This is a genomic window from Legionella drozanskii LLAP-1 (genome assembly GCF_001467585.1).
In the GTDB taxonomy this organism is placed as follows: Bacteria; Pseudomonadota; Gammaproteobacteria; order Legionellales; family Legionellaceae; genus Tatlockia; species Tatlockia drozanskii.
In genome coordinates, this window is the sequence record NZ_LNXY01000020.1 from 584,732 (window position 1) to 608,344 (window position 23,613).

Consider the following 23,613-nt stretch of genomic DNA (forward strand, 5'->3'; position numbering starts at 1 on the left):
TACCTCAGGGTTTTGGTCCTCATGGATTGGTTATGCTAGGGGGCCTCTCCCCAGCTCTCCTGCGAAGGAAATCTCCTACTCGTTCGGGCGAGAGCTGGGAGGGGAGAAAATCACACTTCCAGACTGGTGCACCTACTTGCTACGATTGTTCAGCATCTACTACTGCCCTATGCTGGAGATAGTGAATAACTTCCTTCACATTGGCAGGTGTAAACGGTTTATTAAAGTATCTCTCCATCCCCACGGCAATCGCTTTTTCTGCATAATCACGTCCGCCATGTGCAGTGACAGCAATGATGGGGGTGTTTTTATTCATTGGACTATGTTGTTTAATCAATGAGGTCACTTCAAAACCATCAGGACCGTCGCCTAGTCCAATATCCATTAAAATAAGGTCATAGGTGTGGAGCATTGTTTTTTCTAAAGCTATTCTTCCGTTAGCTGCGATGTCGACAAGGCAGCCCAGCTTGGCTAATTGGGCCTTAGCAACTATTTGCGCAATAAGTGTATCTTCAACTACAAGTACATGGAGAGGATGAATCATTCTTATTCCTTCTAGTTAGCGCTATTTTTTTGCAATAAAAAATCGGTCTAACGTTGAATTCCATATAGTGCCAAAATACCATTATACAATTGTTAGTGAATACTTAATAATTTTTAAGGCGAAAAATTTGTATCCTTCTAGTTAATTAATTCATCAAGTAAGGGTCTTTTAAATGGGAGTGTGCAAATAAACGTGGTTCCTTTATCTGGACTACTAACGACATCAATTTCACCTTCCAAATCTTCAATAAGTTGCTTAACAATGTTAAGGCCCAAACCAGCGCCTTTGTATTTATTTTGGTTCGCCGGGTGTAAACGGTAAAATTTTTCGTATATGAGATTTTGTTCATCCAATGAAATACCAATTCCTGTATCCGCGATTAGCAATTGTAGAATAAAATTCTTCTCATCAAGCTGTTTTCCTAGTTTCACACTGACTGTAATACTGCCTTTGTCAGTAAATTTGATGGCATTACTTAATAAGTTCATGACGATGCGTTGAATACGTCGAGGATCGCCAATAAAAAGAGTGGGCAGCTTGTCATCATAATCACAATTCAGATCAAGTTGTTTGATGGTTGCAGCTGCTTTCTCCATAGCAATGACTTTTTCAATCGTCTTTTTAAGATCAAATTTCTTAGCAAGTACTGGCCAATTCTCTGAGGGATTGCGAGTAAAATCTAAAATATCATTTAAAAATTCTATAAATTCTTTGGCGGAAAGATAGGTAATTTCGAGTTGCTCCTTTTTTTCAACATTGGTTTCAGTTTCGGCTAAAAACTCGACCATGCTGTAAATCCCGCTAAAAGGTGTTCTTAATTGATGCTCCATATTACGTAAAAATTCGGTTTTAGCCCGATTAGCAGCATCTGCTGCAATCTGCGATTTACTCAGCGCTTCCTCCATTTTTTTTCGCTCAGTAATGTCAAAAGAAATTCCCAAAATGCCCACCACTTCGCCTGCTTTATTAAATAAAGGGGATTTTTTGGATAAGAAAATAGATACTTCCTCTGAGTTGGCGAGTTGGGATGCTTCTTCCCTTGTTATTGTTTTTTGGCCTCTCATTACTTCCAAATCAGATTCTCTGAGAAAATCAGCCTCATGACTCCAAGGCATTTCATAATCCGTTTTACCAATCATTGATTTAGGCTCGGCAAAACCTGCAGATTTCGCTTGAGCAAAATTACATCCTTGAAAAACAGAATCTTTATTTTTCCAATACACATGTCCCGGCAAATTATCTAGAATGCTAGCTAAGGTAAGTTCTGCTTCCTCTTTTTCAATACGATTTCTTTCTTCCTTCGCTTTCCTCTCTGTAATATTAATGGAGATCCCTGCAATTCCTATGATTTCTCCTACACTGTTAAACAGAGGAATTTTTTGAGTCAGATAGATACACATTTCGTTATCTGCTTCCATACCTTCTTCCTCAAAAAGGCGAGGCAAACCCGTTGCCATGACTTCCATGTCATGTTTTCTAATCTCACAGGCTAATTTGTGTGGGAAAAGATCGAAATCAGTTTTACCAACAATTTCCGTTGCTGAACTGAGTCCAAAATTTTGAGCGAGTACTTGGTTACAAGCGAGATAGCGAAAATGATTATTTTTCCAATAAATATAAACGGGCATGCGTTCGAAAATTTGTTTATACAAATCAAATTGCTTAAGCAGACTGTCATAGTCCAAAGCCATAAAATACTCCGTAGCTTTTCTATGGATTTAGCATTGCATAGGCATCATGGGCTTCACCTTGATACTTGAGTTGCAATTGCTTTATCTCATCCTTTAGTTTAGTTGCGTAAATATGTCTTAAAAAAAATAGGGTTCGGTTTTCTTGAGAGCAGCCTGACTCTAAAGCATAACGTCTCAAATTCATTAAGTTATCCCTATGTTGAGCAGCAATTTGATTGCTATCCGAAATTAACAGAAAAGGATTATTTCTAAATGTTTCTAATCGTTTTCCTGAATATTGCGGATGAATTGCTGTGTTAGCCAAAATTATTTTTAACGGACTCTCTTTAAGGACACGCTGGATATAATGTTCAATCGATTCCTGTTCATAAACAATTTCACCAGCAATAACCATGCAGTAATCCAGCGGCTGTGAACTGCTATTTACTAAATCATAATCATTTGTTCCTTCTTTACCAACCAATAAGAAGTAAACTAAATCTGACTTAAATGCTGATGATTGAGGTATACGTTGCACGAGTAATAAAACCGGTATTTTTTTTTGAATACTGTGATAAAAAATTATTTGGCTGACAGTGTAGCAAGGTAATACCATTCTGTCCTCATCTGAAATAAGACATAATTTTGGTAAAATATCCGTATAACCCAATTCAGCAGGCAATTCTTGGGCAATATTTTGAATAAAAAGGCAACCTAACCTACAAATGAGCTGTTGATAGCGATAGGTTAGGCGTCTAGCGCGGTATTTGGAAATATGAAATTCTCGAGTGATGTGTTCTAAATTCATGGCTATAGGCACATCATCTTTACGAATATTGAAATGCGTCAAAAAATTACAGGCAATAATAAAGGCAAATTCCTGCTGTAAATTAAATAGAAGCTGATGTCTACTCAGAAAACCACTTATTTTTTCAACGCCATCGAGCTGTTTATTATAAACAACAGCTTGCTTAATTGCATTTTCCCATTCGCAAATCACATCTTCAATCTGCAATTTATATCTTTTAAAGCGTTCAATCTCATGATGAAATTCAGCGAAAGCTTCCGCTGAACTAAGCCATTTTTTACTGAGATGAAAAAGTTTATAAGCTCTAATTTGGCAAAGGTTTTCTCCGATTTGCGGATCGAAGGCCTGCAGATTGCCATCAATAAACAACTCTAAAGCGCGTATTGAAAAATCAACAATGGCTCGAATCAAATAAAGATCATCAATTTTTTGATGTTTGTTAACAAGCGCAGCATTTTCTGCATAAGGAAGAAGAAAAAGAATGTTGCAAACTATATCAAACGACTTATTTTGCATCTTCTTACACTCAATTCCTATTGATATAGTTGTAATAGATAATGAGGATCGTGACAGTGCCACAGCTTAGGATACTTAGCAAATACCCGCCAGCAAGCAAGTAATCTTTCTCTACTAATCCATGAAATAGAGTAAAAAGCTGAATCACGTTAAACCCTCCAAAAGTGATTAGTGATACGCCTTGGGCCGTTTTATTTTTAAGCAGAGTCAAAATTTGCGGGATAAAAAGAGCAGCATTAGCCAAAAGACTGAGAGAAAAACCAAATTGAACAAGGTTCTCAGTGAACGACATGCTTATTCCATTACTCTTAAAAAGCGCCATTATAGCGTTTTTTTAAGCTGAATGGCTATCAGTCCAACATAATTTATAAAAATTAGCTAACCAATTGATTTGATAGTATATTTTCCATATCCTCAACCATGGTTTGAGTCGATGACGCATAATTTATGCCCAAACAATTTATAAGTTTCCCCCAAAGCCCTGAGCTCTTAGCGGAGAGATACTTTGTCTATTGTCTGCTTTCCAAGATTGAATGCTTTGAAATGCCTCGCCAATGTCATTGCTAGGGATACCAGCCTGTTCGTTGTATAACTTTTTCAAGGCTTCAAACTTTTGAATAGTATTTTCGCCATAGGGATCTTTTTTTAAGAGCTGCTCCATACGTTGAAATATTTGCGTTAACCTGATTTTTTTATCTTGGTTTGCTTCAAAGCTATCGGGCGGAAGAGGAAATACGTAAAAATGCTCTAGCGGCTAGTTCTTCCCCGGTTTCTGGACTAGGATTTTCTGTTATTTCACCCTCTTCAATTTCTATCACTGGTGGCTGCTAATTAGCTTCAAAATCAGGTCATTGCGTGTGTACAAGCAAGCGTAATTGTCCAACAAAGAAAAAAATAAAAGTTAATTCAGAAGAGCAAGCAAAGCACCTAGGAGAAGGATAGCTACCCCTACGAATTGAATTAAACTAACTGTTTCACCTAAAAGCGTGACCCCAAAGATAAGCACAAATACCGGTTCTAATACGGATAAAATAGAGGCTTGCAATGACCCAATGTGCTGCAATCCTTTTAACAATAAAAGAATTGGCAAAGAGGTGCAAATTACGCTAAGTCCAATAAGATTTAACCAAACATTGGTTCCTTGAGGCACTATAAAACTATGATCAACCAACACGGCTATAAAACAACTAGACATAGCGCCAAAACAGACAAGTAGTGTGGAAACAAGTGCCGGTGCGGTAGTATTTTTGCTCGTGATAATATAGAAAGCATATAAAAGAGCCGATAATAGACTTAATAAAATACCGATAAGATTAAATTGAAATGAGCCACCGCGCATTAAGCAAAACATGCCAATAAAAATCATAATCACTGCAATATAATAGCTGCGCCTCACAGGTTGATTGTACAGAAAGAAATTAAGCATCATGACGATTGCAGGATAAGTAAAAAACAAGACCATTGCTAATCCCGAACCAATATTTTTTGCCGCCACGAAGTAGAGAATTGAACTAGCGCCATAAAATGCGCCGCCATAAATAAAGATATTGATAAATGCTTTTCTTGAAAATGATTGGCCCTTTGCTTGCGGCAAAATTAATAAGCCCATGAACAATCCTGAGAATAAAAAACGCCAAAAAAGCATATTTGGAACTGAAATATGCGCGTTGAGTACGCTAATGCCAAAATATCCTATTAGCCCAAAAAAAAGGCCTGATAATGCGACATAAAAAATGCTTTTATTTTGATCATGGTGATTCATAAATCATCTTCAATATTTTTTATTATACTTAGGAGAGGAGCATATTATTTAAATATATCAGTGAAATGGAATCAACATAATTTGTTGACTGATGTAGTTTCAAGGATAACTTAGGCCAGGGAGCAGCAATGAAAAAATATATTTTAGCGCTTTTCTTATTGGGTATGGTGATTTTAGCTAATACAAGTTATGCGATAGCACTAAACAATACGAGTGTTCAGATTGGTACTGACAGAGGAACGAGCAGTTTCCCCATGTCTGGGATGAATACTACTCCAACGAAAATGATCGGTACAGATGCACACGTAGTTAATCCTGATGCTCCTTTTACAAAACCTGAATATGCACCGGGAGGCGTTTGGCCTTTAGCACCTAGCTATACCCCACAAGCACCTGCAACGAGTAGTGTAACGCATTGATGGCCTTTTTCAGCTAACCCGTTTAGACGCCGAGTAGTGGGCCATCAAGTCTATATTGTTGTTGTCTATCAATTTGTTTATTTTCGGTAGGAGGGGCTGACTTAAAGAAAGCCTCATATTTACGCGTTTTCACCAGGGCGAGTTCTTTTGCATATTGTTCACCGTTTGTATTAAATAAATCAAAAGGGCTTCTCCCTGTTGTGAGATGCACGGCTTCAGAAACAAAAAGGCTTGGTAATCCCAAAGTAATAATACTGACAATAATAAAAATAATCCCAAAAATAAATTTTAATGCAGAAACGTTATCATCCTGCTTGATAACCTCCACATTTTTAAGGCCGGTCTCAGAATGGTTGCTATCCAAAAAATGATAGAACTTTTCGATTTTGGTTTTTTTAGTCTCATGGGAATTTTCTAAGATAGCAAGTAATTGTTTAAGCAAGGGAGCGATTTGTTTTCCAGTAGAGGTATTTTGATCTAAATTTTCTTGGTAGATTTTAGTTATAGAAAAAAGTTTTAGAATAATAAGTTTAAATTCACTTTCGTCATACGAATAAGGATTATCCCTTTTATACTCTAGCTCATTATTGTTAACACTTAATTGTTGTGTGGCATAAGCCTCGCGATTTAAATTACATTGCTTCTTGAAAAAATCACCTATAAAGTAGGCTGCTAATGTGGACACTAATACTTCCTGCTGACCACCATATAATCCTAATAAGAAAGCAGGTGTGTCTTTATTAATACTTTGAATAGCAGCAGAAAGATTCTCGCGAGTATTGGGTTTTGCCTTTTCTATTAATAAGCGAGCTAGTTCGCTCTCTTGTTTTGTTCCGGGGGAGTCGAGTTGGTTTAAAACCCTCAGTAAATGACTTTCATTTCCTTCTTTGGTTTGATTATTTTTACCTGCTGCATCGCTAAAGCCATAACAAACCGAAATGACTTGAATTCTCCCAATTTTCTCCTGAGCGATTCCTAGGTCTTGGGCTGCTTCCGCTATATTGACAATATCGATACTTGAGTTTGCACAAACAGCAGATTTTTTAAAGCCGTTATGACCTATAGAACGTAAAACAGCAGGTGAATAAATCTTCGGATTGTATTTTGGTAGTGTAACTTTATGAGCAATACTGCCACCGTCCCTTTTACTCGTGGACTCCTCCGGCTTATCATGTCTATGTATTACTGAGTTTAATCGACGAACTCCAAGAGGTTTGCCATCGTTGTCATAAAGAACAAGGAATGCGGATGCATCTGCTACAGTAGCGGTAATTAAATTTCCCTTGCCATCATAAATTGTCGTTGAGGCAGACGTACCTGTCTTGCTTTCCATACCTTTGGCTTCTTCATCTATGAGCCGGTGGCTTGTCCATAGTCGGTGAGCAATTTTTTGCGGAGCTAATTGTTGCGTTTTACCTGGGGGAGTTAACTCTTTGGTAGTCAGTGTTTGCCATACTATGGCATTTTTTCGTGGGGTAGGGCTATTTTGGCATTCGTAATATCCAAATTGAAAATCTTCGTTAGCTCCATATTTTTCTTCAGGGAGGGGAGGAAGAGAAAGAATTCTGACCATGCCATTATTTAAACAAGTAAATGTGTTCAAAATTATAACAAAAATGATCGATCTAATCCAGACTAATTACGGTAAAAAACATTTTGTTAGATCCAAGGGGAGCATTTAAAGCGTCACAAAATGATTTACTAATCTAGAAATTACTGTTTCGCACTCTTTAAGTTGTTCAATAGTTACATATTCGTTAGCACGATGCGCTTGTTCAATGCTGCCTGGACCGCAAATAACGGTTGGTATTTTTGAGAGATGATAAAATCCTGCTTCGGTAGCATAGGCTACTTTGGATTTTTTCTTCACTTGGGTCATTTCGCGGATCAGTTGGGTAATCTCTTCGTTTTCGGAAGTATTTAATCCCGGGCCTCCGCCTGAAATTTTTGCCAACTCGATGGTAGCTTCGGGATACTCTTTATGCAATTCAGGTAATAAGGTTTCATGGATATACAATTGAATTTTATCGACAATTTCTTGGGGATTGAGATGAGGTAAATAGCGAAATTCAAAGGCAAATTCACACCATTCTGGAATGATGTTATAAGCGCTACCGCCATGAATCATATTCGTAGTTACTGTGGTGAAAGGGATATCGAAATCATTATCAAAAGGACCTTGTTTTTTAAATTGATTTCCTAATTCACGCAAATATCTGATCAACTCTGCTGCATGCTCGACAGCATTACAGCCCTGCGTAGTTAGGGAGGAATGCACTGCAGCACCGTGGATTCGACAGCGGAATAACAATCTTCCCTTATTTGCAGTCACCGGCTTCATGCTGGTAGGTTCGCCGATAATGCAACCTTCAGGTTCGATTTCCCATTTTTTTAGACTTTCCAATAAAGAAGGAATGCCTAAACAGCCAATTTCTTCGTCATAAGAAAAAACAAAATGAAAGGGTTTAGCTAATTTAAGTTTGCAAAATTCAGGTAAAAGTGTAAGTAAGACAGCAAGAAAACCTTTCATATCCGCAGTACCACGACCATAAAGACACCCATGTCGCTCGCTCAATTCAAAGGGATTCGTATCCCAATCCTGACCATCAACAGGCACCACATCGGTATGACCAGAAAGAATAATTCCACCTTTGGTGTTCCCATCGTGAGCTGGTAAAGTGACAAATAAATTGGCCTTGGATTTGCTCTCATCATAAATCAGTTGAGGAGAAAGCTGATGCAGCTTATACCAGTCATGAACGACCCCAATTAATTGCAAATTCGAATTGCGAGAAGTGGTATCGAAGGCAACAAGACGTTTTAGCCATTCCGTGGTGTTCATTGATGAGGTCCTTATCGAGCAATTTTGGTAATAATGAATTATATATTATTTGCTGGAGAAATTGTGCGAAACCTAGTGAGGAAGATATCTTCCTCACTAGGTTGATTGTAGATCTAAAACTAATTAGGTGTAAATTCTACTTCTTTTTCTTTTTCTTTTTCTTCATGGTCTTGAGGCTCAGCTTTTCTTGCAGGGAAAAAGAGTCGAGATTGTTGTTCTCTGAGATCGCTTATTCTTTTTTCTTTAGTTTTAATTTGGTCGTCTAAAGATTGTATGCGTCTTTTTTTAAATTCTTCAAACTCTTGTAACTGCCTAGGTGAAGGAGCGGCATAAGTAACTGCAACCATCATATAATTTCCATAGGTTATTGTACGACCCAAGGGGAGAGGTATCTGAGGTACTTTTACTCGACTATTCTGTAAGCACTGTAGCTCGCTTTCTGCGAGTTTTAAGGCGCCGATATTTATCTGATATTCACTTTGCATTGTAGATAACGCGCTAATCTGAGTTTTGAGGCTTTTTTTTATGTTATCTTTTTCTCGAGGATCTAGTTTTCGTTTAAGTGCTTTAAGTTCTATTTCTTCTTCAGTATTTTTTTTAACCCTTAGTGTTTTTAATTTTGCTTGGTCTATATTTGTGGAAAAAGTTTGTTTGACCTCGTCGGCTTGGGCGGTGAAAATTTCTTTAAGCCAATTATTTAAAGGTCTTAGAATTAACCAATCGGGAAAAAAACTGGGTAATGATGTGGATAGATTGCCTATTTCGACTTTTGCAGCCTCCAAAACTGGGAGTAACACTTCGACTGTTTTAGAGTTTGGTAATTCCGCAGTGATGCTTAAAAAGACCGCTAGAGATTTTTTATGCCAGTTGAGGTAAAACTTGAAAAACCAAGGCAGTTCTAGTGTGTTGTCATCTATAACAAGGGGATTGCATTTTTTTTGATCGAAAGATGAGTAAAAGAGCATAATATTCCCCAAGGATAATAAAGTTGCCAATTGTACAAAAAATAACTCAAAAGATCAATAATGATTCTCAAGGGTTCTTATCTATTTCTTCTCCGAAGTAGGAAATTCTTCTACTAATTGAACTTCCTACGCGAAAGAAAAAAAAATGATGGGTAAATCTCAGAACCCAAACGGGGGCGGGTCTGGAATTCAAACAACGTTTTTCTTAGTGTAGGGTTTTTTTCTCATTCAACTTTTCCAATACAACAGCCATGGCTGTGTTTAATTGCTCTGCTAAGGTCGGGAAGCTTTGTTTAAAATACATTCCTACTTTTTCTGGATTTATGTGCTGTAAATAACACAGTTCTGCGATATCAGCTAAAAGGCATTTTGTGTCCAATTTCTTCGCTTTCGCGATTAAATTTCCTGCTTCTTCAAATTTTCCTTGCAATGTACTCACCAAGGCTAATCCTCCCCAGCCCTCAGCACCGTCTTCATAAATAGTCGCCGCTTGTTGATAGCAATTTTCTGCTTTTTCTAATTGCTCAAGAAAAAGTTGACACCAACCAAGGCTAATCCAATTATCATAAAAATCGGGGTCCAACTCAGCCGCTTTTAAATGCGCTTTCTCAGCTTGCTTTAACTTTAAACTGTGAAAATAAGTAGTCCCCAAGGCAAACCATAAACGGCTATCATTGGGGTGGTTAGCCATCAGTTTCTTAATTTTACCCACGGCTACTTTTTCATGAGTTAAATGTAACAACAGAAGGATAACCTGGGCTTCATAATTGTCTGGATTGATTATCAAAACTTGATGCGCTGTATTCTCAGCTAGTTTTTCTTCCTCATTATCAAAATACAATTGCGCTAAAAGAGTTAAGGTTGGCTCAATAGGACCATAGGCTTCTAATACTTTTTCCAATATTTTAATTGCCTCATCGAGTTTACCCTGCTGATGAAATAACTGAGCCATCAGAAATTCAACGTTGTAAGTTGATTCCCCCGATTTCAATAAAGGTCTCAGGATATTGATACTCTCAATGCTTTCCTGCAAAGAGTAATGACAAACTGCCAAACTATAACGAACAATTGCAGAGTCTTCAAAATGCAAAGCTTGAGTCAATGCCTCTTTTGCCTCCTTAAAATGCTGTTGGTTTAAAGCGAGAATACCTTGTAGAACAAAGCAGGCGCTTGCATCAAATGCTTTTGCTTTGTCGAGATATTTTTGCGCCGTCGCAAAATCATTTAATACACGATAACTATTAGAAATTGAAAGTAATAAATTGATATTAGAGGGATCTTGTCGAAGAAACTCTAAGTAACGGTTTAATTGTTGTTGTATGTCATTGCTTGTATTCATTTCAATATCCATTAAATGCTTAGTGAAAACTTCCTACCAAAGCTTGAATCACGATATCCCAACCATCGATTAAAACAAAGAGTAAGATTTTAATAGGAAGAGCAATTGCCATGGGGGGGAGCATCATCATTCCCATGGTCATTAAAATGCCGGAGACAATTAAATCTACCAGCAAAAAAGGTAAAAAAATCATAAAGCCGATTTGAAAAGCAGTTTGCAATTCGCTCAGTAAAAAGGCAGGAATCAGTTGATAAAATTTAAGGTCTTGAGCTTGGGTAGGAAAAGGTTCTTTTGCTAATTGCAAAATCATTTTCATGTCTTTTTCTCTTGTTTGCTTAAGCATAAATTGTTTTAGCGGATCCTTTGCTTTATTGAGGGCGGTTTCGGTATTGATTTGATGAGTTTGATAAGGTTGATAAGCCTCCGTATAAATGATTTTTGCCACTGGCATCATCGTAAATAAAGTAAGAAATAGCGATAAACTAATGATGACCGTGTTAGGCGGTGTTTGCTGTAATCCTAGCGCATTGCGCAGCATAGAGAGTACAACAACAATGCGAGTGAAAGAAGAAATCATAATTAAAAAACTGGGGGCGAGACTCAGTAAAGTCAACAAAGCAAACACCTGCAAAGCTGGTGAAATCGTAGCCTGATCAAAATGGAGTGGCCCAAATGAAAGCGCAGAAGAAGCATTGACCTGACCAATGAAAGCTAGCGAAATAGCTAGAATATGAGTTAATTTTTTCCAGCAAAACATCATTCAGACTCTTTAGTTAAACAGTGTAAAGCTAAGCTTTGTTGATTATCAGTAAGCATAAATCGCTGATTCTGATATTCGATAACATAAATCATCGTTTTAGGGCTTAAGCGTTTTTTATCAATAATTAAGCAGGAGGATGATGGTAGTAATGAACCCTGATTTTTCTTAGCTAATACAAAAGCAATCATCGTGAGAATAACCAGAGTTAGGATATAAACCATCCAATCCTGGTTAGGCTCAAGCGTTTGTTTAAACTGGATTTTTTCGGCAAAAACAGGACTGGAAAATAAAGCCATCGTCAAAAAAAATCGCTTTTTAATCATGAAGAAACCTCGGTAATATGCAGCGCAAAACAATCGTCAACACTCATCAACTCTCCCCGGGCTATCACTTGATTGTTAAGCAGGATATCAATGGGTTCATGGGTTTTTTGATCCAAAGATAAAAGTTGGCCTTCTTTCAGCTGACGCAACTCGGCAATCGTCAGGCTGATGTTGCCTAAACGCACTTGGCATTCAACTTCTACTGAGCCCACAAGAGCTAGATAATTTTCATTAATGAGTAATTTACCGTCCGTTTGAGATTCCAATTCGGGTAATACTATTTTTTTTACAGTGATACTCATGATGACCTCGTTAGTTGTATCGTTTTATGTTGCCCGACGATTCCTTCGCACAGGGTGTGTTGTCGATATTGAATTTCTAAGGGTTTATTCAGACTGTGGTCGGTTTTAATGACATCGCCAACTTGCAGACTCAAAAGTTTTTCAACATTGAGACGAAGCGGTTCAAGTTGGACGGTTAAACACAGTTTTTTTGTCGCTAAAACCTCATCAAGACAACTAAGCGGTTTTGCCGAATGTTTTGTTTGCGGCAAATGAGCGAGTACCCACGCTGGGTGAAGATAAAGATTAAACTCATTTTCATTAGCAAAAACGATATTCAGACAAGCGGAACCAGGATAAATCCATTCGCTGTAGCTCGTTGAATTAGATCTTAACTCTAAGGAATCAACTACAAAAAATTGCTTTAATAACTGCATAAAAATTTCATTACAGGCTTCATTAAAACAATCGTCACTGACTGCAAAAAGATTTTTTTTCAGGACCGACAAATAAGAGCTATCAACTAAAGCGACAGGCTTATGTTCATGCACGAGCAATTGCAACTCAACACAATGGTTAATTGCTGAAGTACGATTGACAGAGAGTTTGAGATTTTCAGTCGCGTATATTTCATTCCAGGCATCTAATTTTTCACTAAAATTTTGCTGAAAATAATTAAGTTCATTGTGACTAATCATCCGATAGGGTTTTGGATTGACTTTCATTTTTTATATAACTCTTCCAATAGTTGTTTATCAATTTCCATAATCTGAGAACAGGCTTGAAACATCCGTTGTAGTACGACAATGTTGGCAAATTCAGTGGTCGAATCCACATTGGAGGATTCAATTTTTTGAGCTTGCATACTGCCAAATCCATCTTTATTCGCACGACCAATTTGTAGACCCTGATCCCCTTTGGCGCGAAAGGAATTATCGCTAACAGCCACTAAACTATGTTCAGGATCATCAAATTTAGCTAAGGCAATATAGACTCCCAGGATAGATTGTTCGTTATCATATTGATAAGAAATTTGACCGTTTTCATCAAAGGAAAAATTAATTTGCTTACCTGCTTTATAGCCATCTTGTTTAGAAATGGTAATGGTTGCAGTTGTCGTAGTAGTTGTCGTTGGAAATGAATTAGTTAGATCTTCTTTTTTTAAGCGAATCGATTTATCTGCGTCAGTTAAATAATTCCCGATGTTAAAGCTAATTAATTGATTATTTGGTAATTGGAGATTGAATTTATCGTGTCCTTCTGCGCCTGCAAGAGTCAATTCATCAAACTTCAAAGTTTGTGGAATAAAATTAAGAAAAACTCCGTCATAACTAACTTGGATTAACTCCCATACGAAACCATCCTTAGTGTTTTTGGAGATTGTGGAGCTATCTGGATTTGAGATAGAGGGAGTATTTGTGTTCGCAGAGGAAGTATTTGAGTTGTTAGAAGGATTATTCATTGGGCCTATGGGTTTAAATTCGAACTTTATTGTGTGTTCTTTTCCTTGTTCATCGTAAATATTTGCCATAGTGAATTGAATATTTTCATAATCGCTTTTGAATGGCTCATTAGTAATCGTACCGGGGCCCTGTTTTTTCTGAGGTATAAATTCACCCGCTAAATCAACAGTTCGAGTTGCTTTCCCAGCATGGGTTTTGTTAACAAATTTCCGTACAGGAACTAAAGCGCCATGCTCGCTGTATCCTTGCACCAAACCACCACTATGTCGATCAACCAATAGATCTTGCTCATTAAAATAGAATTCACCATTGCGCGTATACATCAGCTCGCCATTTTTAAGCCTCACAATGAAAAAGCCATCTCCAATAACAGCTAAATCAGTCGGATTATTCGTTCCTAAATAATTACCCGCACTGAAGTTTGTACTGGTTCCTGCGATGGTGACGCCAGATCCTAAATGACCCTGATTTTTTTCACCACCAAGTGAAGAATAAAAAACGTCGCTTCGTTTAAAACCCGGACTTTGCAGATTAGTAATATTATGAGAGGTATTTTGTAATCCATAGCTTGCGGCAAGTAGGCCCGTTAAACTGGTGTAATAAGTATTACTCATTTAAATTCCTTTTGAACTTGGGTTCCAGGTTGAGCTGATATCGGTTAATAGCACACGCGGATTTTCACCACTATTCACTAAGACATGAATGATGGGCAGATTATTGGGAGATAATTCCACTTTGCTGACAATCCCCTCTTGTTCACTGCCGGTGATCGTTACTTTTTTACCTAAAAGCATTAAACCATTATTGTCACTCATCCAATGTTTTAGCTCTGCTAAGGCTTGATTAGTTTGTTGAGCTTCCTGCAAAGAAGAGATTTGCGCCATTTGGGCCATAAATTCCTTATTATCGACCGGTTTTAGCGGATCTTGATAACTAAGTTCCTGCATAAATAATTTTAAATAATCGGCCTGAGAAACACCCATTTCTTGCGTTGGATTAATTGCATCGCTCATTGTTTTACTCCATTAATAATAAGTTGTTGCAAGCGGACTCCTTTGTTGACCAGCCATTGCTTAATTAATTGCCTTAATTCCTTGGTTTGCTGATTGTCTAGTTGACTGGTATTAATGCTTAATTCAGCTTGGTTATTGAGAATAAATAATTGATAATTTTTAAGGTTTGAGTTTTCCTGTGTTGCAGTAACTTGCTTTGGTAGTGAGCGCTTGGCTGAAGTTAAAGAAGGGGATAGATCCTTGAGTGCCGGTTGAAAATTGGAGACTGGATTTTCTAGCAATTGCTGAGATGCTTGTCGATAAACTTCATTAGCTAAAGTCTCTATTGTGATGATCTGAGTAGCTAATTCAGTGGGATTGCTAGCTTCTTTTTTGACTTCCCGCATAGCTAAAGAAGAGTCCGAGTCGACCTGAGTGGGTAAATCAGTTTGCGCTGAACTGGAATCCAGTTCCTTTTTATTTCCTCGGATAAAATCCTGGAAACTGAGTGCTGAATCTTCCAATTGTTGCTGATTTTTCCAATAGTATTCATCATTGGTTTGTAGCGATTTCTTAAAATAAATAGGGGGTTGGTCTTGAATTTTCATGCTGGCTCCTTCCGTTGTAAAACCCATTCGTCATTTGCATTTTGCTGGATTAAAATATCATTTCTGAGCGTTTTTTCTTGCTGTTTATCTTGATATCGCTCAAGCATTTTTAATTCGCTATGTAAGCGAATTTTTTGTTCTTTTAATTGATTATGTTGTACTTCTAATTCTTTCATTTTCAGATTTAAATGCTCATGCTCCTGTTGTTTATGCATTATAAAGTTAAGGCGTGCAATTTCCTGTTCAGGCTGAATAATTGCTGGTGTAGCACAGGCTTTTTCTATTTGTTCTAGCAGCTCAGCATAGGCTTGTTTTAGGGTTGCCTGCTCATCATTGATAGTCTGCAAAAATTGACTGACTTCATTGAGTTGCCAGCTGAGCTTATTCATCAGCGCGATTAAAGTTTTATTCATTGCAAAATCTCGGAAAATCGTTGTAATAAGTCTGCAAAAGCTAAAATTTCTGTCTGCACGAGAAGTTGATTAATCGCGTCAATTCGCTCAAGTGCCTCATCAAGTTTCAGATTATTGCCGGGCTTGTAAGCACCGATTTCAATCAGGTCTTTATTTTGTTGATAAAGACTGAGGATGGACACAATTTTAGAGACAAGAATCTGTTCTTTGGGTTTTAATAATTGCCTCGTAAGCCGCGAGGTACTTTGCAATACATCGATGGCTGGATAATGTCTTCGCTGAGCTAATTCGCGAGTCAGCACAATATGGCCATCCAAAAGCGCCCGCATGTTGTCGGCAACTGGTTCGTTGAAATCATCCCCTTCTACAAGCACGGTGTAGAGGGCAGTAATACTACCTTGCCCGATGAAATTACCCGCTCGCTCCACAATATGGGGTAAAAGTGAAAACACGGTGGGAGTATAGCCGCGAGCAGTAGGGGGTTCACCTAAGCTGAGGCTAATCTCTCGTTGTGCCATCGCCAAGCGTGTGATGGAGTCCATCAAAAGCATGACATCTTTGCCCTGGCTGCAAAAATACTCGGCGATGGCAGTTGCCGCAAACACCGCTTGTTTGCGCACTAGCGCCGGCTCATCACTGCAAGCCACTACGACGACAGATTTTTTTAAACTCTCGGCATCAAGATGTTCATGAATAAAATCATTGACTTCTCGACCGCGCTCTCCGATGAGAGCAATAACATTAATATCACTCGTAATTTGTTTAGTAATGTTGCCCAGCAAGACGGATTTACCGACACCGCTACCCGCAAAAAGTCCTATGCGTTGCCCTTTGCCCAGTGGCAATAACCCATCAATAGCTGGTATACCCGTGAATAGCCGCTCTTTAATGGGCTCTCGTTGCAGAGGATTTATTTTCGATTTATGCAGGGGCACTTGAGTCGAATATTGGATTTCACCGAGATTATCCAAGGGTTGTACGAAGGCATCGACAATTCGCCCTAAAATTGCTTCCCCAGCAGGAATAATTATGGAATGACCTGTCGCACGCACTTTAAAACCCATCGAAATTTTATGAGTAGAGAAGGGCATTAAAAACACTTTCGCTTTGTCAAAGCCCACCACTTCGGCTTGCATCACCACTTGCAATTGGCTATCGATGATCTCGCATAACTCACCCACAAAAGCTTGTGGCGGACCGTTGGCTACTAATTTCAAACCAAGGGATTGTTCGATTTCACCGACTCGCTCGACGGGTTGGAGAGAGTGAAGCCAATTAACCATGGTTATGCCTCTTTTTAATCTGCAATAAAGCCTGTTTTAAACCATCAATTTGCCGCTCAATACTTGCATCAAAAATGCCGTGTTCAGTTTTAATGCGACATCCGCCCAAGCTTAGGCTTTCATCTGCCGTAATGCGTAAATCTTTGCATTGACTAAAATCAATCGCTAATTCGCCTTTTTGTAACAAGGTTAAATCTTGTGGATTTAAAACAAGTGTAATGGCTTGCTTATCATTGAGATGATTGAGTGTGGCCGAAATTTGCTGGGCGATTGCTTCTTTGTTTTGCTGTTGATGAATAAAAAATTGCTGGGTAATGGCCAAGACAATATCGGCGATCTCCGTTTTTAATTCCCGACGACTTTTATTGAGAGCGGCAGGAATTGTTTGCAGTAAAGGCTTGAGTTGCTCGACTAACTCGTTAACTTGATTGGTCGCCTGTTGCTCAGCTTTAACAAGACCGTCTGCCATTCCTTGGGCAAAACCAATTTGATAACCCTGTTCCCGCGCTATTTCCTGCAATTGATTGGCTTCTTCGGAGTAAGACTCGTTGGGTAACACAATTTCCTCTAGTTGAGTGTCTTGCTTGCTAATTCCTAAATAATAATATTCTTCACTGAACGTGATGTGTTTGAGAATCTCAGCCATCAATCGTCTCCATCTGCTCATCAAACGAAAGGGTGTTTTCCCATTGTCTGAATAGAACTTGTCGCGTTGAACATTTTAAGGGTTTAACCTGAGTGGTAAGCAGATGTTTAATGCTGCCATCCTTATCAAAACGAGTTAAAAACTGTTCTTGCCAAACGTAGTTTCCCTGTTCAAGCACAATCGCGATATAAAGCGCTGGATACTCAGATAAGCGTTGATGAAAGGAGGGGGTTTTTTGTGTGTTCCTACAAATTAAGGGCTGTAGATCGGTATTTAATTTGCGAAAACGTCGCGCATCTTGCAGTAGCTGCTCTCCTTGTTCCTGATTAAATCGCTGGGCTTGAGCGCTTGATAATTTACTAATTATCCAGCGCTGATCAGACTTAGATAAGCGCGCCATTTTAAGCAAAATTTGTTTCAAAGGATTAGACATCTTTATTCAACCATTGAGTCAATGCGGTTAAGAGCTCTTGCCTTTTACGACGGCGTAATCGCAAGGTGAAAGAATAAGCAAGTAGCGAGGCGCATAAAAAACCGGGAAGGGAAAAATAAAGCAAATTCGCAGACCAAAGAGGGCGTGTAATCGCTAAAGTCAAAGGAATAGAAGGAAGTACTGAAGCTTGCTGAGTAGTTAAGGCTTCAACACTGATCTCATCTCCCCGCTTGAGGTCAAAACCAACAATCGATTTAACCAAGCGCTCAATTTGTTGAATAGTTTGTTGACTGGTGAATTGAGGAACTACGACAGAAATGGTCAAGCGCTCAATATTGCCGCTGGCGTGAGTAAAGTTCTCTTTTTCACTGCCAAATTGATAAGATTTTTCGCGAGTTAGATCTTTATTAGTTTGAGTTTTCTCAGATTTGGAGGAAGTGGAATGTTGGATTTCTTTTTCATGAGTTACGATGCCCTCATGCTGCGGTTTAATCAATTCACGTTGTAACTCGTCGTAATTCAAGGTCACATCAATTTTTACCATCACTTCTTCATCAGCAAACACAGATTGCAGCATTTGCATTACTTTTTGCGTGAAATAGCGCTCCATGGTTTTTTTGATGGCAAAATGCCCTAAAGCACTATCCTCCTCATTATTGCAGAGGTTATTACCATTCTGATCGACAAGGGTGACATTCGATTTTTGCAGGTTGGCGACACTCGCGGTAATCAGTTGTTGGATGCTATTAATTTGTTGGGAAGTCAAAGGGTGATTTAAATGCAAAGTGACGGCTGCGCGAGGCTGATTATCTTCTTGCTGAAATAAATGACGTTCAGGAATAACCAAATGCACACGTGCTTGCCTAACCTCATCAAGACTACGAATGGTTCGCTCCAATTCGCCCTGCATGGCACGTTGATAATTGATTTTCTGCGAAAAATCTGTCATGCCAAGATCGCTTTTATCAAACAATTCAAACCCGACGCTCTCTGCGAAATGGATATCAGAGTCCATGAGTTTGATGCGGGTTCTATCAATCAACGATTTGGCAATGAGAATTTCGCTGCCTTGATCGCGTACTTTATAAGCGATCTTCGCTTGCTCTAATTGACTAAGTATTTGATTGGCATCGCGATTATCGAGGTGATTAAATAAAACACCATAACTTGGCGACAGCAGCCAAAGAAAAAGAAGCAGGCTCAGAACAATAATCAGCACTAAACCAGCTATAAAACTTAATTGCCGTTGCTTGCTTTGTTTTTTGAACCACTGCAGGCTAGTTTCTAAATAGTTCACTTTAAATCTGCTCCCTCATTATTTCCTGATAAGCACTCATTAAGCGGTTACGAATTTGTTCTAAAAATTGAAAAGACAATTTGGCCTGCTCCAGGGAGAGCATGGTTTGATGTAAACTCGGTGCTTGACCACTGGCTAATTGCCGCAAAGCCTTGTCGGCTTCTAGTAATTGCTCATTAGTTTCACCTAATTTGTCACTAAGCCAATTCGCAAAAGAGGGGATGGATTTATTGACTGGCTCTGTTGATTGCATTTCCGGGGAAAGATAAAGCCTATTGATTTCATCAATCATCATCGTTCGTCTCCAATACTAAGGGCTTGTAAATAAAGACTGTGCGCGGTATTCATTATTTTTATGTTCGCCTCATAAGCACGTGAGGCACGTAATAGTGTTGTCATTTCATCGACCGTGCTAAGTCCTGGGTAACTGACATACCCTGTTTTATCCGCTGCAGGATGTCCTGGTTGGTAGATTTTATTGGCAGGAAGTTGTTGTGGCGCGAGCTCAATCGAAGCAATACCCATTTCTTCAGGTTCAGATAGGTAAGCAGAAAAGGGTTTAGCTCTTGCTAAAACCTGCATGGGTTGAAAGGGGGAACCATCAACGTTTTGTAGACTATGCTGATTGGCAATATTGTTAGCAACCACATCGACTCGCAATTTTTCTACATTCATGCCTTGCGCTGCAATCGAATAAATTTGATCATAGCTCATGATTGATTATTCCCATGTAAGGCCAATTTCATGATAGCTAATTTCTGATTTAAACCTTTAATGAGCGCTCGATAATGAGTAGCGTTTTTGACGCTCAAGGCGATTTGTTCATCAAGGGCTGAACTATCACTGGTTTGATAAAAAGGTTTTACAGTTTGGAGTGAATCGGTTGTCGCGCTGGAATCTAAATTCCTTAACTGTTGTTCAAAATTAACCTCCATCGCTTGATAATCTTGCGTATTAGCATTAGCAATATTATTGGCAATTGCGGTTTGTCGCATTAAACCGGTATCTAATGCTAAACGCAGACATTCAATGGTTAGATCCTTATTCATCCTTTTCTTCCTTTATTTATTGGATAATGAGTTCGGCGTGTAGTGCCCCTGCACGCTGTAAACTCTCCAAAACGGCAATAATATCTCTCGTCGATGTTTGGACTTTGGTTAACGATGCTATCAAGTCAGCCACTGTCGCTCCCTCGGCTAACAGTACTGCATTGGCCTGTGTTTCCCTGACATTAATGTTGGTCGACGGGGTAATTGCGGTGTGCACTTGACCATCTACCTCATTAAGCAAGGTAGGTTGTGATACGTTATAACTGGTGGCGATAGCGATTTGTAAATTGCCATGAGAAATAGTGACCGCGTCGAGTTTTACATCGGCGCCAGCAACAACCACACCTGTGCGTTCGTTAACCACTACTGTAGGTATATTGTCAGGCTCGATAGAGATATTCTCTATTTGACTAATAAAACGAATGAAACGTTTTTTTGCTTCGATGGGGGGATGAATTTCAATATCTTGTGCGGTCTTAGCGAGGGCTGTATTAGGACCAAATTGCTGATTGAGTGCTCTTTCAACATGATCAGCCGTCGTGAAATCGGGACGATTTAGAATAATATGCAATCCGCTTTCTTTATTGATGAGTTCATTATAAATTGTTCTTTCAACCACCGCCCCGCCAGGAATAAGGCCAGAAGTGGGGTGGTTTTTTTGAATTACATTGCCGAATAAATCATATTTAAATCCACCAATAGAAATAGGTCCCTGGGCCAAGGCATAGACCTGATTGTCGGGGCCTTTAAGTGGGGTCACAAGAAGAGTTCCACCCAGGAGACTCTTGGCATCGCCAAGAGATGCGACATTGATATCAATTTTATCGCCTTGATGCGCATAAGAAGGAAGATTGGCTGTGACAATAACCGTGGCCGTATTGCGACTATTAACTTCATTCGGTTGAATATTCACCCCAAAGGTTTGTAATAAGTTAGCAATCGCCTGAGTTGTATCCCTATTGCGGCGTGAATCGCCTGAACCTGCAAGACCAATAACCAAACCGTAACCGGTAATAGGGTTTTCCTGAAGACCAGAGAGATGAGCAAGCGACTTTAAACGGACTGCGGCCTGGATGGGGGGTGCTATCAATAGAAGCGCCAATAGAATCGTGCCGATGCGCATTAGACAACCCCTATTAAAGATAATACTTTATAAACATAATTACGGCGCTGGGAATCAGAAACGGATCCATTACCGGTATAGGTAATTGCTGCATTAGCAAGACGAGTTGAAAGTACTGTATTTTGAGCACTAATGTCCTCGGTTCTTACCACGCCGCTTAGCAGGATAGTTTGCTCTTCGCCATTGATGCGAATAAGTTGATGGCCTTCGATAAGATAACTTCCTCCTGGTTGAACCTCTTTAACGCGCACGGTCAATGCTGCTTTAATTTTCCCATTTCGTCCGGTTTTGGCTGCGGAGCGACCTTTACCATTCAATTCAAAACCGACTTCATGACGCTCCTTATTATAGTTTGCTTTCAATGCGGCTTTGATTTCCTTGCCTGAGGCGAGATCTGCGCTGCTGTGAGCATTCGAATTTTCCATCACGATGACGGTTAACAAATCACCTGGTAAATAGGCTTTTCTGTCAGCGATTAAAGAACGATAACTAGTTTCATCAAACAAACTTGTGGCATTAGCCAGGGAAGGGATGAGTAAATAAAAGAGCAGGAAAAAAAATAAACGGCTCAAAAATAAGATTAAAAAACTTGCGTTAGCCACGAATTTCATTAGTCATTTTTTCCAATTCATCAACAATTTGTATCGCTTTGGCATTCAGCTGGTAAACGCGCTGAGCCAGTGTTAATTGCATTAGTGAATTCACCATATCCACATTAGAACCTTCAATTTGTTTCTGGATGAGTAAACCCATGCCAGTACTGCCCGGTGAGTCCACAATGGCTTCGCCGGCTTGTTCAGTGTAGTCGTATATTCCTGCACCGATTGGGTTGAGGGATGAGGGGTCTAAAAATTTAGCAAGTTTAATCGTGCCTAAGGCTTGAGGTTCGGGATCATCGGCTAAAAGGGCGGTGACATCGCCATTTTTTTGAATGCTTATATCGACAAAATTGTCAGGAATTTGGATATTGTCAGCTAATCTAAATCCATCTTGAGTGGCTAAATAACGATCTTCATCTATGATGAATGTGGAGTTTCGCGTATAAGAAATGTTGCCTTCATGATTGATGACTTGAAAGAATCCATCGCCATCAATGGCAAGATTTTTCCAATCATTGGATGGTTTTAAAGGTCCTTTGCTGAAGTCTTTGCCTGTTTTGTAAATTGCAGTGCCCAAACCAATTTTGATTGAGCTTTGATTTGGAAAAAGCGGGGTGTTACCCTCGATATTTTGATAAAGCATATCTGCGAAACTAATTTTTGATGCTTTATAATTGGGCGTATTTAAATTGGCTAAATCATTAGCGATCTTGTCAATATAATATTCTTGGGACTTAAGGCCGCTAGCTGCAATGGCAAGTGCATCAGACATTTCCCTCTCCTAATTGATTAATGGCTGTTGATAATAGACCGTCCGCAGTACGCATAATTCGTTGCGAAGCTTCAAAGTGGCGAGAGGTTTTAAGCAGCTCCAACATTTCATCGATTGATTTCACATTCGATTGTTCAATAAACCCTTGCAGGACACGAGTGCTGCTAGGGGCAGGGCTTGGCGAAATGAGGGCTTCATAGAGACCTTGGCCGCGATAATTTAATTTTTGCAGTTGCGTAAATTGCACAAGATTTAATTGATCAATTTTCTGATTGTCGACATAAACAATGCCCTGAGAATCGATAGTAAAGGCTTTATCATTGACTTGTAACGGTCCTGATTTTCCTAAAATTAAAGCTCCGCTTGATAAAGCTAATTCTCCTTGTTCATTGACCCGTAAATCACCGCGACGGGTATAAAAAATACCTTCCTCAGTTTGTACTTCAAAAAAACCATCGCCTGAAACTGCAATCTCATTTTGATTTTGTGTTTGCACGACGGTGCCCTGAGTGAATAGCTGAGCGGTTTCTAGCTGTTGACTGAGGGAAGTGATTCCCGTATCTAACTGCTCAGAAAAAGAGATATTATCAAATAGTTGGCGCTTGTAGCCCGGTGTTTGCATATTAGCAATGTTTTGACTCACCGACTGTAAACGGAGCTGGTCTTGTAACATGGCAATTTCTGTCGCTTTGATGGCATCAATCAT

General features: G+C 39.1%; 29 protein-coding genes. 1 reads left to right on the forward strand and 28 read right to left on the reverse strand.

Annotation, left to right across the window (positions count from 1 at the left end):
• Positions 1 to 139 precede the first annotated feature (139 nt).
• The 5 genes from Ldro_RS06890 to Ldro_RS06915 form a co-directional block, all read right to left on the reverse strand.
• Entirely contained in the window at positions 140 to 544 is a 405-nt protein-coding gene (locus Ldro_RS06890; protein ID WP_058495664.1) for a response regulator, read from the reverse strand.
• A gap of 137 nt (positions 545 to 681) precedes the next feature.
• Positions 682 to 2,235, reverse strand: coding sequence for a PAS domain-containing sensor histidine kinase (locus Ldro_RS06895; protein WP_058495665.1), 1,554 nt, complete (start codon positions 2,233 to 2,235; stop codon positions 682 to 684).
• Positions 2,236 to 2,254: 19 nt separating this feature from the next.
• The gene (locus Ldro_RS06900) at positions 2,255 to 3,538 is read right to left on the reverse strand and encodes a hypothetical protein (protein ID WP_058495666.1); all 1,284 of its coding nucleotides are present in this window, start codon (positions 3,536 to 3,538) and stop codon (positions 2,255 to 2,257) included.
• Positions 3,539 to 3,548: 10 nt separating this feature from the next.
• Positions 3,549 to 3,830, reverse strand: coding sequence for a PQ-loop domain-containing transporter (locus tag Ldro_RS06905; RefSeq protein WP_058495667.1), 282 nt, complete (start codon positions 3,828 to 3,830; stop codon positions 3,549 to 3,551).
• 609 nt (positions 3,831 to 4,439) lie between these two features.
• Positions 4,440 to 5,300 (reverse strand): DMT family transporter, encoded by an 861-nt coding sequence (locus Ldro_RS06915; protein WP_058495669.1) that lies wholly within the window; start codon positions 5,298 to 5,300, stop codon positions 4,440 to 4,442.
• Positions 5,301 to 5,428: 128 nt separating this feature from the next.
• Here Ldro_RS06915 and Ldro_RS06920 point away from each other — a divergent pair, with 128 nt between their 5' ends.
• On the forward strand, positions 5,429 to 5,719 hold the full coding sequence (locus Ldro_RS06920; RefSeq protein WP_058495670.1) for a hypothetical protein: 291 nt from the start codon (positions 5,429 to 5,431) through the stop codon (positions 5,717 to 5,719).
• A 22-nt stretch (positions 5,720 to 5,741) separates the two neighbouring features.
• Here Ldro_RS06920 and Ldro_RS06925 read toward each other — a convergent pair whose 3' ends face one another.
• The 23 genes from Ldro_RS06925 to Ldro_RS07035 form a co-directional block, all read right to left on the reverse strand.
• The gene (locus Ldro_RS06925; RefSeq protein WP_058495671.1) at positions 5,742 to 7,292 is read right to left on the reverse strand and encodes a hypothetical protein; all 1,551 of its coding nucleotides are present in this window, start codon (positions 7,290 to 7,292) and stop codon (positions 5,742 to 5,744) included.
• A gap of 105 nt (positions 7,293 to 7,397) precedes the next feature.
• The gene (gene argE, locus Ldro_RS06930) at positions 7,398 to 8,561 is read right to left on the reverse strand and encodes an acetylornithine deacetylase (protein WP_058495672.1); all 1,164 of its coding nucleotides are present in this window, start codon (positions 8,559 to 8,561) and stop codon (positions 7,398 to 7,400) included.
• 119 nt (positions 8,562 to 8,680) lie between these two features.
• Positions 8,681 to 9,526 carry a hypothetical protein gene (locus tag Ldro_RS06935; RefSeq protein WP_058495673.1) on the reverse strand — a complete coding sequence of 282 codons (846 nt, stop codon included), beginning with the start codon at positions 9,524 to 9,526 and terminating at the stop codon, positions 8,681 to 8,683.
• Positions 9,527 to 9,731: 205 nt separating this feature from the next.
• Positions 9,732 to 10,865 (reverse strand): tetratricopeptide repeat protein, encoded by a 1,134-nt coding sequence (locus tag Ldro_RS06940; protein ID WP_162263972.1) that lies wholly within the window; start codon positions 10,863 to 10,865, stop codon positions 9,732 to 9,734.
• A 19-nt stretch (positions 10,866 to 10,884) separates the two neighbouring features.
• Positions 10,885 to 11,625 carry a flagellar type III secretion system pore protein FliP gene (gene fliP / locus Ldro_RS06945; RefSeq protein WP_058495675.1) on the reverse strand — a complete coding sequence of 247 codons (741 nt, stop codon included), beginning with the start codon at positions 11,623 to 11,625 and terminating at the stop codon, positions 10,885 to 10,887.
• Positions 11,622 to 11,948 (reverse strand): hypothetical protein, encoded by a 327-nt coding sequence (locus Ldro_RS06950; RefSeq protein WP_058495676.1) that lies wholly within the window; start codon positions 11,946 to 11,948, stop codon positions 11,622 to 11,624. Before Ldro_RS06950 ends, fliP begins: the two co-directional genes overlap by 4 nt.
• Positions 11,945 to 12,250 (reverse strand): FliM/FliN family flagellar motor switch protein, encoded by a 306-nt coding sequence (locus Ldro_RS06955; RefSeq protein ID WP_058495677.1) that lies wholly within the window; start codon positions 12,248 to 12,250, stop codon positions 11,945 to 11,947. The genes Ldro_RS06950 and Ldro_RS06955 overlap by 4 nt, the downstream gene beginning before the upstream one ends.
• Positions 12,247 to 12,954 carry a FliM/FliN family flagellar motor C-terminal domain-containing protein gene (locus Ldro_RS06960; protein WP_058495678.1) on the reverse strand — a complete coding sequence of 236 codons (708 nt, stop codon included), beginning with the start codon at positions 12,952 to 12,954 and terminating at the stop codon, positions 12,247 to 12,249. The genes Ldro_RS06955 and Ldro_RS06960 overlap by 4 nt, the downstream gene beginning before the upstream one ends.
• A complete protein-coding gene (locus Ldro_RS06965; RefSeq protein ID WP_058495679.1) occupies positions 12,951 to 14,306 on the reverse strand; it encodes a flagellar hook-basal body complex protein in 1,356 nt (451 codons plus the stop codon). Before Ldro_RS06965 ends, Ldro_RS06960 begins: the two co-directional genes overlap by 4 nt.
• Entirely contained in the window at positions 14,307 to 14,705 is a 399-nt protein-coding gene (locus Ldro_RS06970; protein WP_058495680.1) for a flagellar hook assembly protein FlgD, read from the reverse strand.
• The gene (locus Ldro_RS06975; RefSeq protein WP_058495681.1) at positions 14,702 to 15,292 is read right to left on the reverse strand and encodes a hypothetical protein; all 591 of its coding nucleotides are present in this window, start codon (positions 15,290 to 15,292) and stop codon (positions 14,702 to 14,704) included. The genes Ldro_RS06970 and Ldro_RS06975 overlap by 4 nt, the downstream gene beginning before the upstream one ends.
• Positions 15,289 to 15,705 carry a hypothetical protein gene (locus Ldro_RS06980; protein WP_058495682.1) on the reverse strand — a complete coding sequence of 139 codons (417 nt, stop codon included), beginning with the start codon at positions 15,703 to 15,705 and terminating at the stop codon, positions 15,289 to 15,291. The genes Ldro_RS06975 and Ldro_RS06980 overlap by 4 nt, the downstream gene beginning before the upstream one ends.
• A complete protein-coding gene (locus Ldro_RS06985; RefSeq protein WP_058495683.1) occupies positions 15,702 to 16,988 on the reverse strand; it encodes a FliI/YscN family ATPase in 1,287 nt (428 codons plus the stop codon). The genes Ldro_RS06980 and Ldro_RS06985 overlap by 4 nt, the downstream gene beginning before the upstream one ends.
• Positions 16,981 to 17,634 carry a FliH/SctL family protein gene (locus Ldro_RS06990; RefSeq protein WP_058495684.1) on the reverse strand — a complete coding sequence of 218 codons (654 nt, stop codon included), beginning with the start codon at positions 17,632 to 17,634 and terminating at the stop codon, positions 16,981 to 16,983. The genes Ldro_RS06985 and Ldro_RS06990 overlap by 8 nt, the downstream gene beginning before the upstream one ends.
• Positions 17,627 to 18,067, reverse strand: coding sequence for a hypothetical protein (locus Ldro_RS06995; RefSeq protein ID WP_058495685.1), 441 nt, complete (start codon positions 18,065 to 18,067; stop codon positions 17,627 to 17,629). Before Ldro_RS06995 ends, Ldro_RS06990 begins: the two co-directional genes overlap by 8 nt.
• On the reverse strand, positions 18,060 to 19,364 hold the full coding sequence (gene fliF, locus Ldro_RS07000; RefSeq protein ID WP_058495686.1) for a flagellar basal-body MS-ring/collar protein FliF: 1,305 nt from the start codon (positions 19,362 to 19,364) through the stop codon (positions 18,060 to 18,062). The genes Ldro_RS06995 and fliF overlap by 8 nt, the downstream gene beginning before the upstream one ends.
• Position 19,365: 1 nt before the next feature.
• On the reverse strand, positions 19,366 to 19,659 hold the full coding sequence (gene fliE / locus Ldro_RS07005; protein ID WP_058495687.1) for a flagellar hook-basal body complex protein FliE: 294 nt from the start codon (positions 19,657 to 19,659) through the stop codon (positions 19,366 to 19,368).
• Positions 19,656 to 20,078, reverse strand: a complete 423-nt coding sequence (gene flgC / locus Ldro_RS07010) for a flagellar basal body rod protein FlgC (RefSeq protein ID WP_058495688.1) — start codon at positions 20,076 to 20,078, stop codon at positions 19,656 to 19,658. Before flgC ends, fliE begins: the two co-directional genes overlap by 4 nt.
• Positions 20,075 to 20,413 (reverse strand): flagellar basal body protein, encoded by a 339-nt coding sequence (locus Ldro_RS07015; RefSeq protein ID WP_058495689.1) that lies wholly within the window; start codon positions 20,411 to 20,413, stop codon positions 20,075 to 20,077. The genes flgC and Ldro_RS07015 overlap by 4 nt, the downstream gene beginning before the upstream one ends.
• 16 nt (positions 20,414 to 20,429) lie before the next feature.
• Positions 20,430 to 21,536 carry a flagellar basal body P-ring protein FlgI gene (locus Ldro_RS07020; RefSeq protein WP_058495690.1) on the reverse strand — a complete coding sequence of 369 codons (1,107 nt, stop codon included), beginning with the start codon at positions 21,534 to 21,536 and terminating at the stop codon, positions 20,430 to 20,432.
• Positions 21,536 to 22,147 (reverse strand): flagellar basal body L-ring protein FlgH, encoded by a 612-nt coding sequence (locus tag Ldro_RS07025; RefSeq protein ID WP_058495691.1) that lies wholly within the window; start codon positions 22,145 to 22,147, stop codon positions 21,536 to 21,538. The genes Ldro_RS07020 and Ldro_RS07025 overlap by 1 nt, the downstream gene beginning before the upstream one ends.
• Positions 22,131 to 22,907, reverse strand: coding sequence for a flagellar hook-basal body protein (locus Ldro_RS07030; RefSeq protein WP_058495692.1), 777 nt, complete (start codon positions 22,905 to 22,907; stop codon positions 22,131 to 22,133). The genes Ldro_RS07025 and Ldro_RS07030 overlap by 17 nt, the downstream gene beginning before the upstream one ends.
• The gene (locus Ldro_RS07035) at positions 22,900 to 23,613 is read right to left on the reverse strand and encodes a flagellar hook-basal body protein (protein WP_058495693.1); all 714 of its coding nucleotides are present in this window, start codon (positions 23,611 to 23,613) and stop codon (positions 22,900 to 22,902) included. The genes Ldro_RS07030 and Ldro_RS07035 overlap by 8 nt, the downstream gene beginning before the upstream one ends.

Bases quoted from the DNA above. Each gene is read 5' to 3' on its own strand.
- Ldro_RS06985 (WP_058495683.1), bottom strand. From the start codon at position 16,988: ATGGTTAATTGGCTTCACTCTCTCCAACCCGTCGAGCGAGTCGGTGAA.
- Ldro_RS07015 (WP_058495689.1), bottom strand. From the start codon at position 20,413: ATGAATAAGGATCTAACCATTGAATGTCTGCGTTTAGCATTAGATACC.
- Ldro_RS06900 (WP_058495666.1), bottom strand. From the start codon at position 3,538: ATGCAAAATAAGTCGTTTGATATAGTTTGCAACATTCTTTTTCTTCTT.
- Ldro_RS06950 (WP_058495676.1), bottom strand. From the start codon at position 11,948: ATGATTAAAAAGCGATTTTTTTTGACGATGGCTTTATTTTCCAGTCCT.
- Ldro_RS06905 (WP_058495667.1), bottom strand. From the start codon at position 3,830: ATGTCGTTCACTGAGAACCTTGTTCAATTTGGTTTTTCTCTCAGTCTT.
- Ldro_RS06935 (WP_058495673.1), bottom strand. From the start codon at position 9,526: ATGCTCTTTTACTCATCTTTCGATCAAAAAAAATGCAATCCCCTTGTT.
- Ldro_RS06915 (WP_058495669.1), bottom strand. From the start codon at position 5,300: ATGAATCACCATGATCAAAATAAAAGCATTTTTTATGTCGCATTATCA.
- Ldro_RS07030 (WP_058495692.1), bottom strand. From the start codon at position 22,907: ATGTCTGATGCACTTGCCATTGCAGCTAGCGGCCTTAAGTCCCAAGAA.
- Ldro_RS06920 (WP_058495670.1), top strand. From the start codon at position 5,429: ATGAAAAAATATATTTTAGCGCTTTTCTTATTGGGTATGGTGATTTTA.
- fliE (WP_058495687.1), bottom strand. From the start codon at position 19,659: ATGATGATTGATGAAATCAATAGGCTTTATCTTTCCCCGGAAATGCAA.
- Ldro_RS06960 (WP_058495678.1), bottom strand. From the start codon at position 12,954: ATGAAAGTCAATCCAAAACCCTATCGGATGATTAGTCACAATGAACTT.
- argE (WP_058495672.1), bottom strand. From the start codon at position 8,561: ATGAACACCACGGAATGGCTAAAACGTCTTGTTGCCTTCGATACCACT.
- Ldro_RS06925 (WP_058495671.1), bottom strand. From the start codon at position 7,292: ATGGTCAGAATTCTTTCTCTTCCTCCCCTCCCTGAAGAAAAATATGGA.
- Ldro_RS06940 (WP_162263972.1), bottom strand. From the start codon at position 10,865: ATGAATACAAGCAATGACATACAACAACAATTAAACCGTTACTTAGAG.
- Ldro_RS06970 (WP_058495680.1), bottom strand. From the start codon at position 14,705: ATGAGCGATGCAATTAATCCAACGCAAGAAATGGGTGTTTCTCAGGCC.
- Ldro_RS07020 (WP_058495690.1), bottom strand. From the start codon at position 21,536: ATGCGCATCGGCACGATTCTATTGGCGCTTCTATTGATAGCACCCCCC.
- fliP (WP_058495675.1), bottom strand. From the start codon at position 11,625: ATGATGTTTTGCTGGAAAAAATTAACTCATATTCTAGCTATTTCGCTA.
- Ldro_RS07025 (WP_058495691.1), bottom strand. From the start codon at position 22,147: ATGAAATTCGTGGCTAACGCAAGTTTTTTAATCTTATTTTTGAGCCGT.
- Ldro_RS06975 (WP_058495681.1), bottom strand. From the start codon at position 15,292: ATGAAAATTCAAGACCAACCCCCTATTTATTTTAAGAAATCGCTACAA.
- Ldro_RS06955 (WP_058495677.1), bottom strand. From the start codon at position 12,250: ATGAGTATCACTGTAAAAAAAATAGTATTACCCGAATTGGAATCTCAA.
- Ldro_RS06990 (WP_058495684.1), bottom strand. From the start codon at position 17,634: ATGGCTGAGATTCTCAAACACATCACGTTCAGTGAAGAATATTATTAT.
- Ldro_RS07035 (WP_058495693.1), bottom strand. From the start codon at position 23,613: ATGATTGATGCCATCAAAGCGACAGAAATTGCCATGTTACAAGACCAG.
- flgC (WP_058495688.1), bottom strand. From the start codon at position 20,078: ATGAGCTATGATCAAATTTATTCGATTGCAGCGCAAGGCATGAATGTA.
- Ldro_RS06980 (WP_058495682.1), bottom strand. From the start codon at position 15,705: ATGAATAAAACTTTAATCGCGCTGATGAATAAGCTCAGCTGGCAACTC.
- Ldro_RS06995 (WP_058495685.1), bottom strand. From the start codon at position 18,067: ATGTCTAATCCTTTGAAACAAATTTTGCTTAAAATGGCGCGCTTATCT.
- Ldro_RS06965 (WP_058495679.1), bottom strand. From the start codon at position 14,306: ATGAGTAATACTTATTACACCAGTTTAACGGGCCTACTTGCCGCAAGC.
- Ldro_RS06890 (WP_058495664.1), bottom strand. From the start codon at position 544: ATGATTCATCCTCTCCATGTACTTGTAGTTGAAGATACACTTATTGCG.
- Ldro_RS06895 (WP_058495665.1), bottom strand. From the start codon at position 2,235: ATGGCTTTGGACTATGACAGTCTGCTTAAGCAATTTGATTTGTATAAA.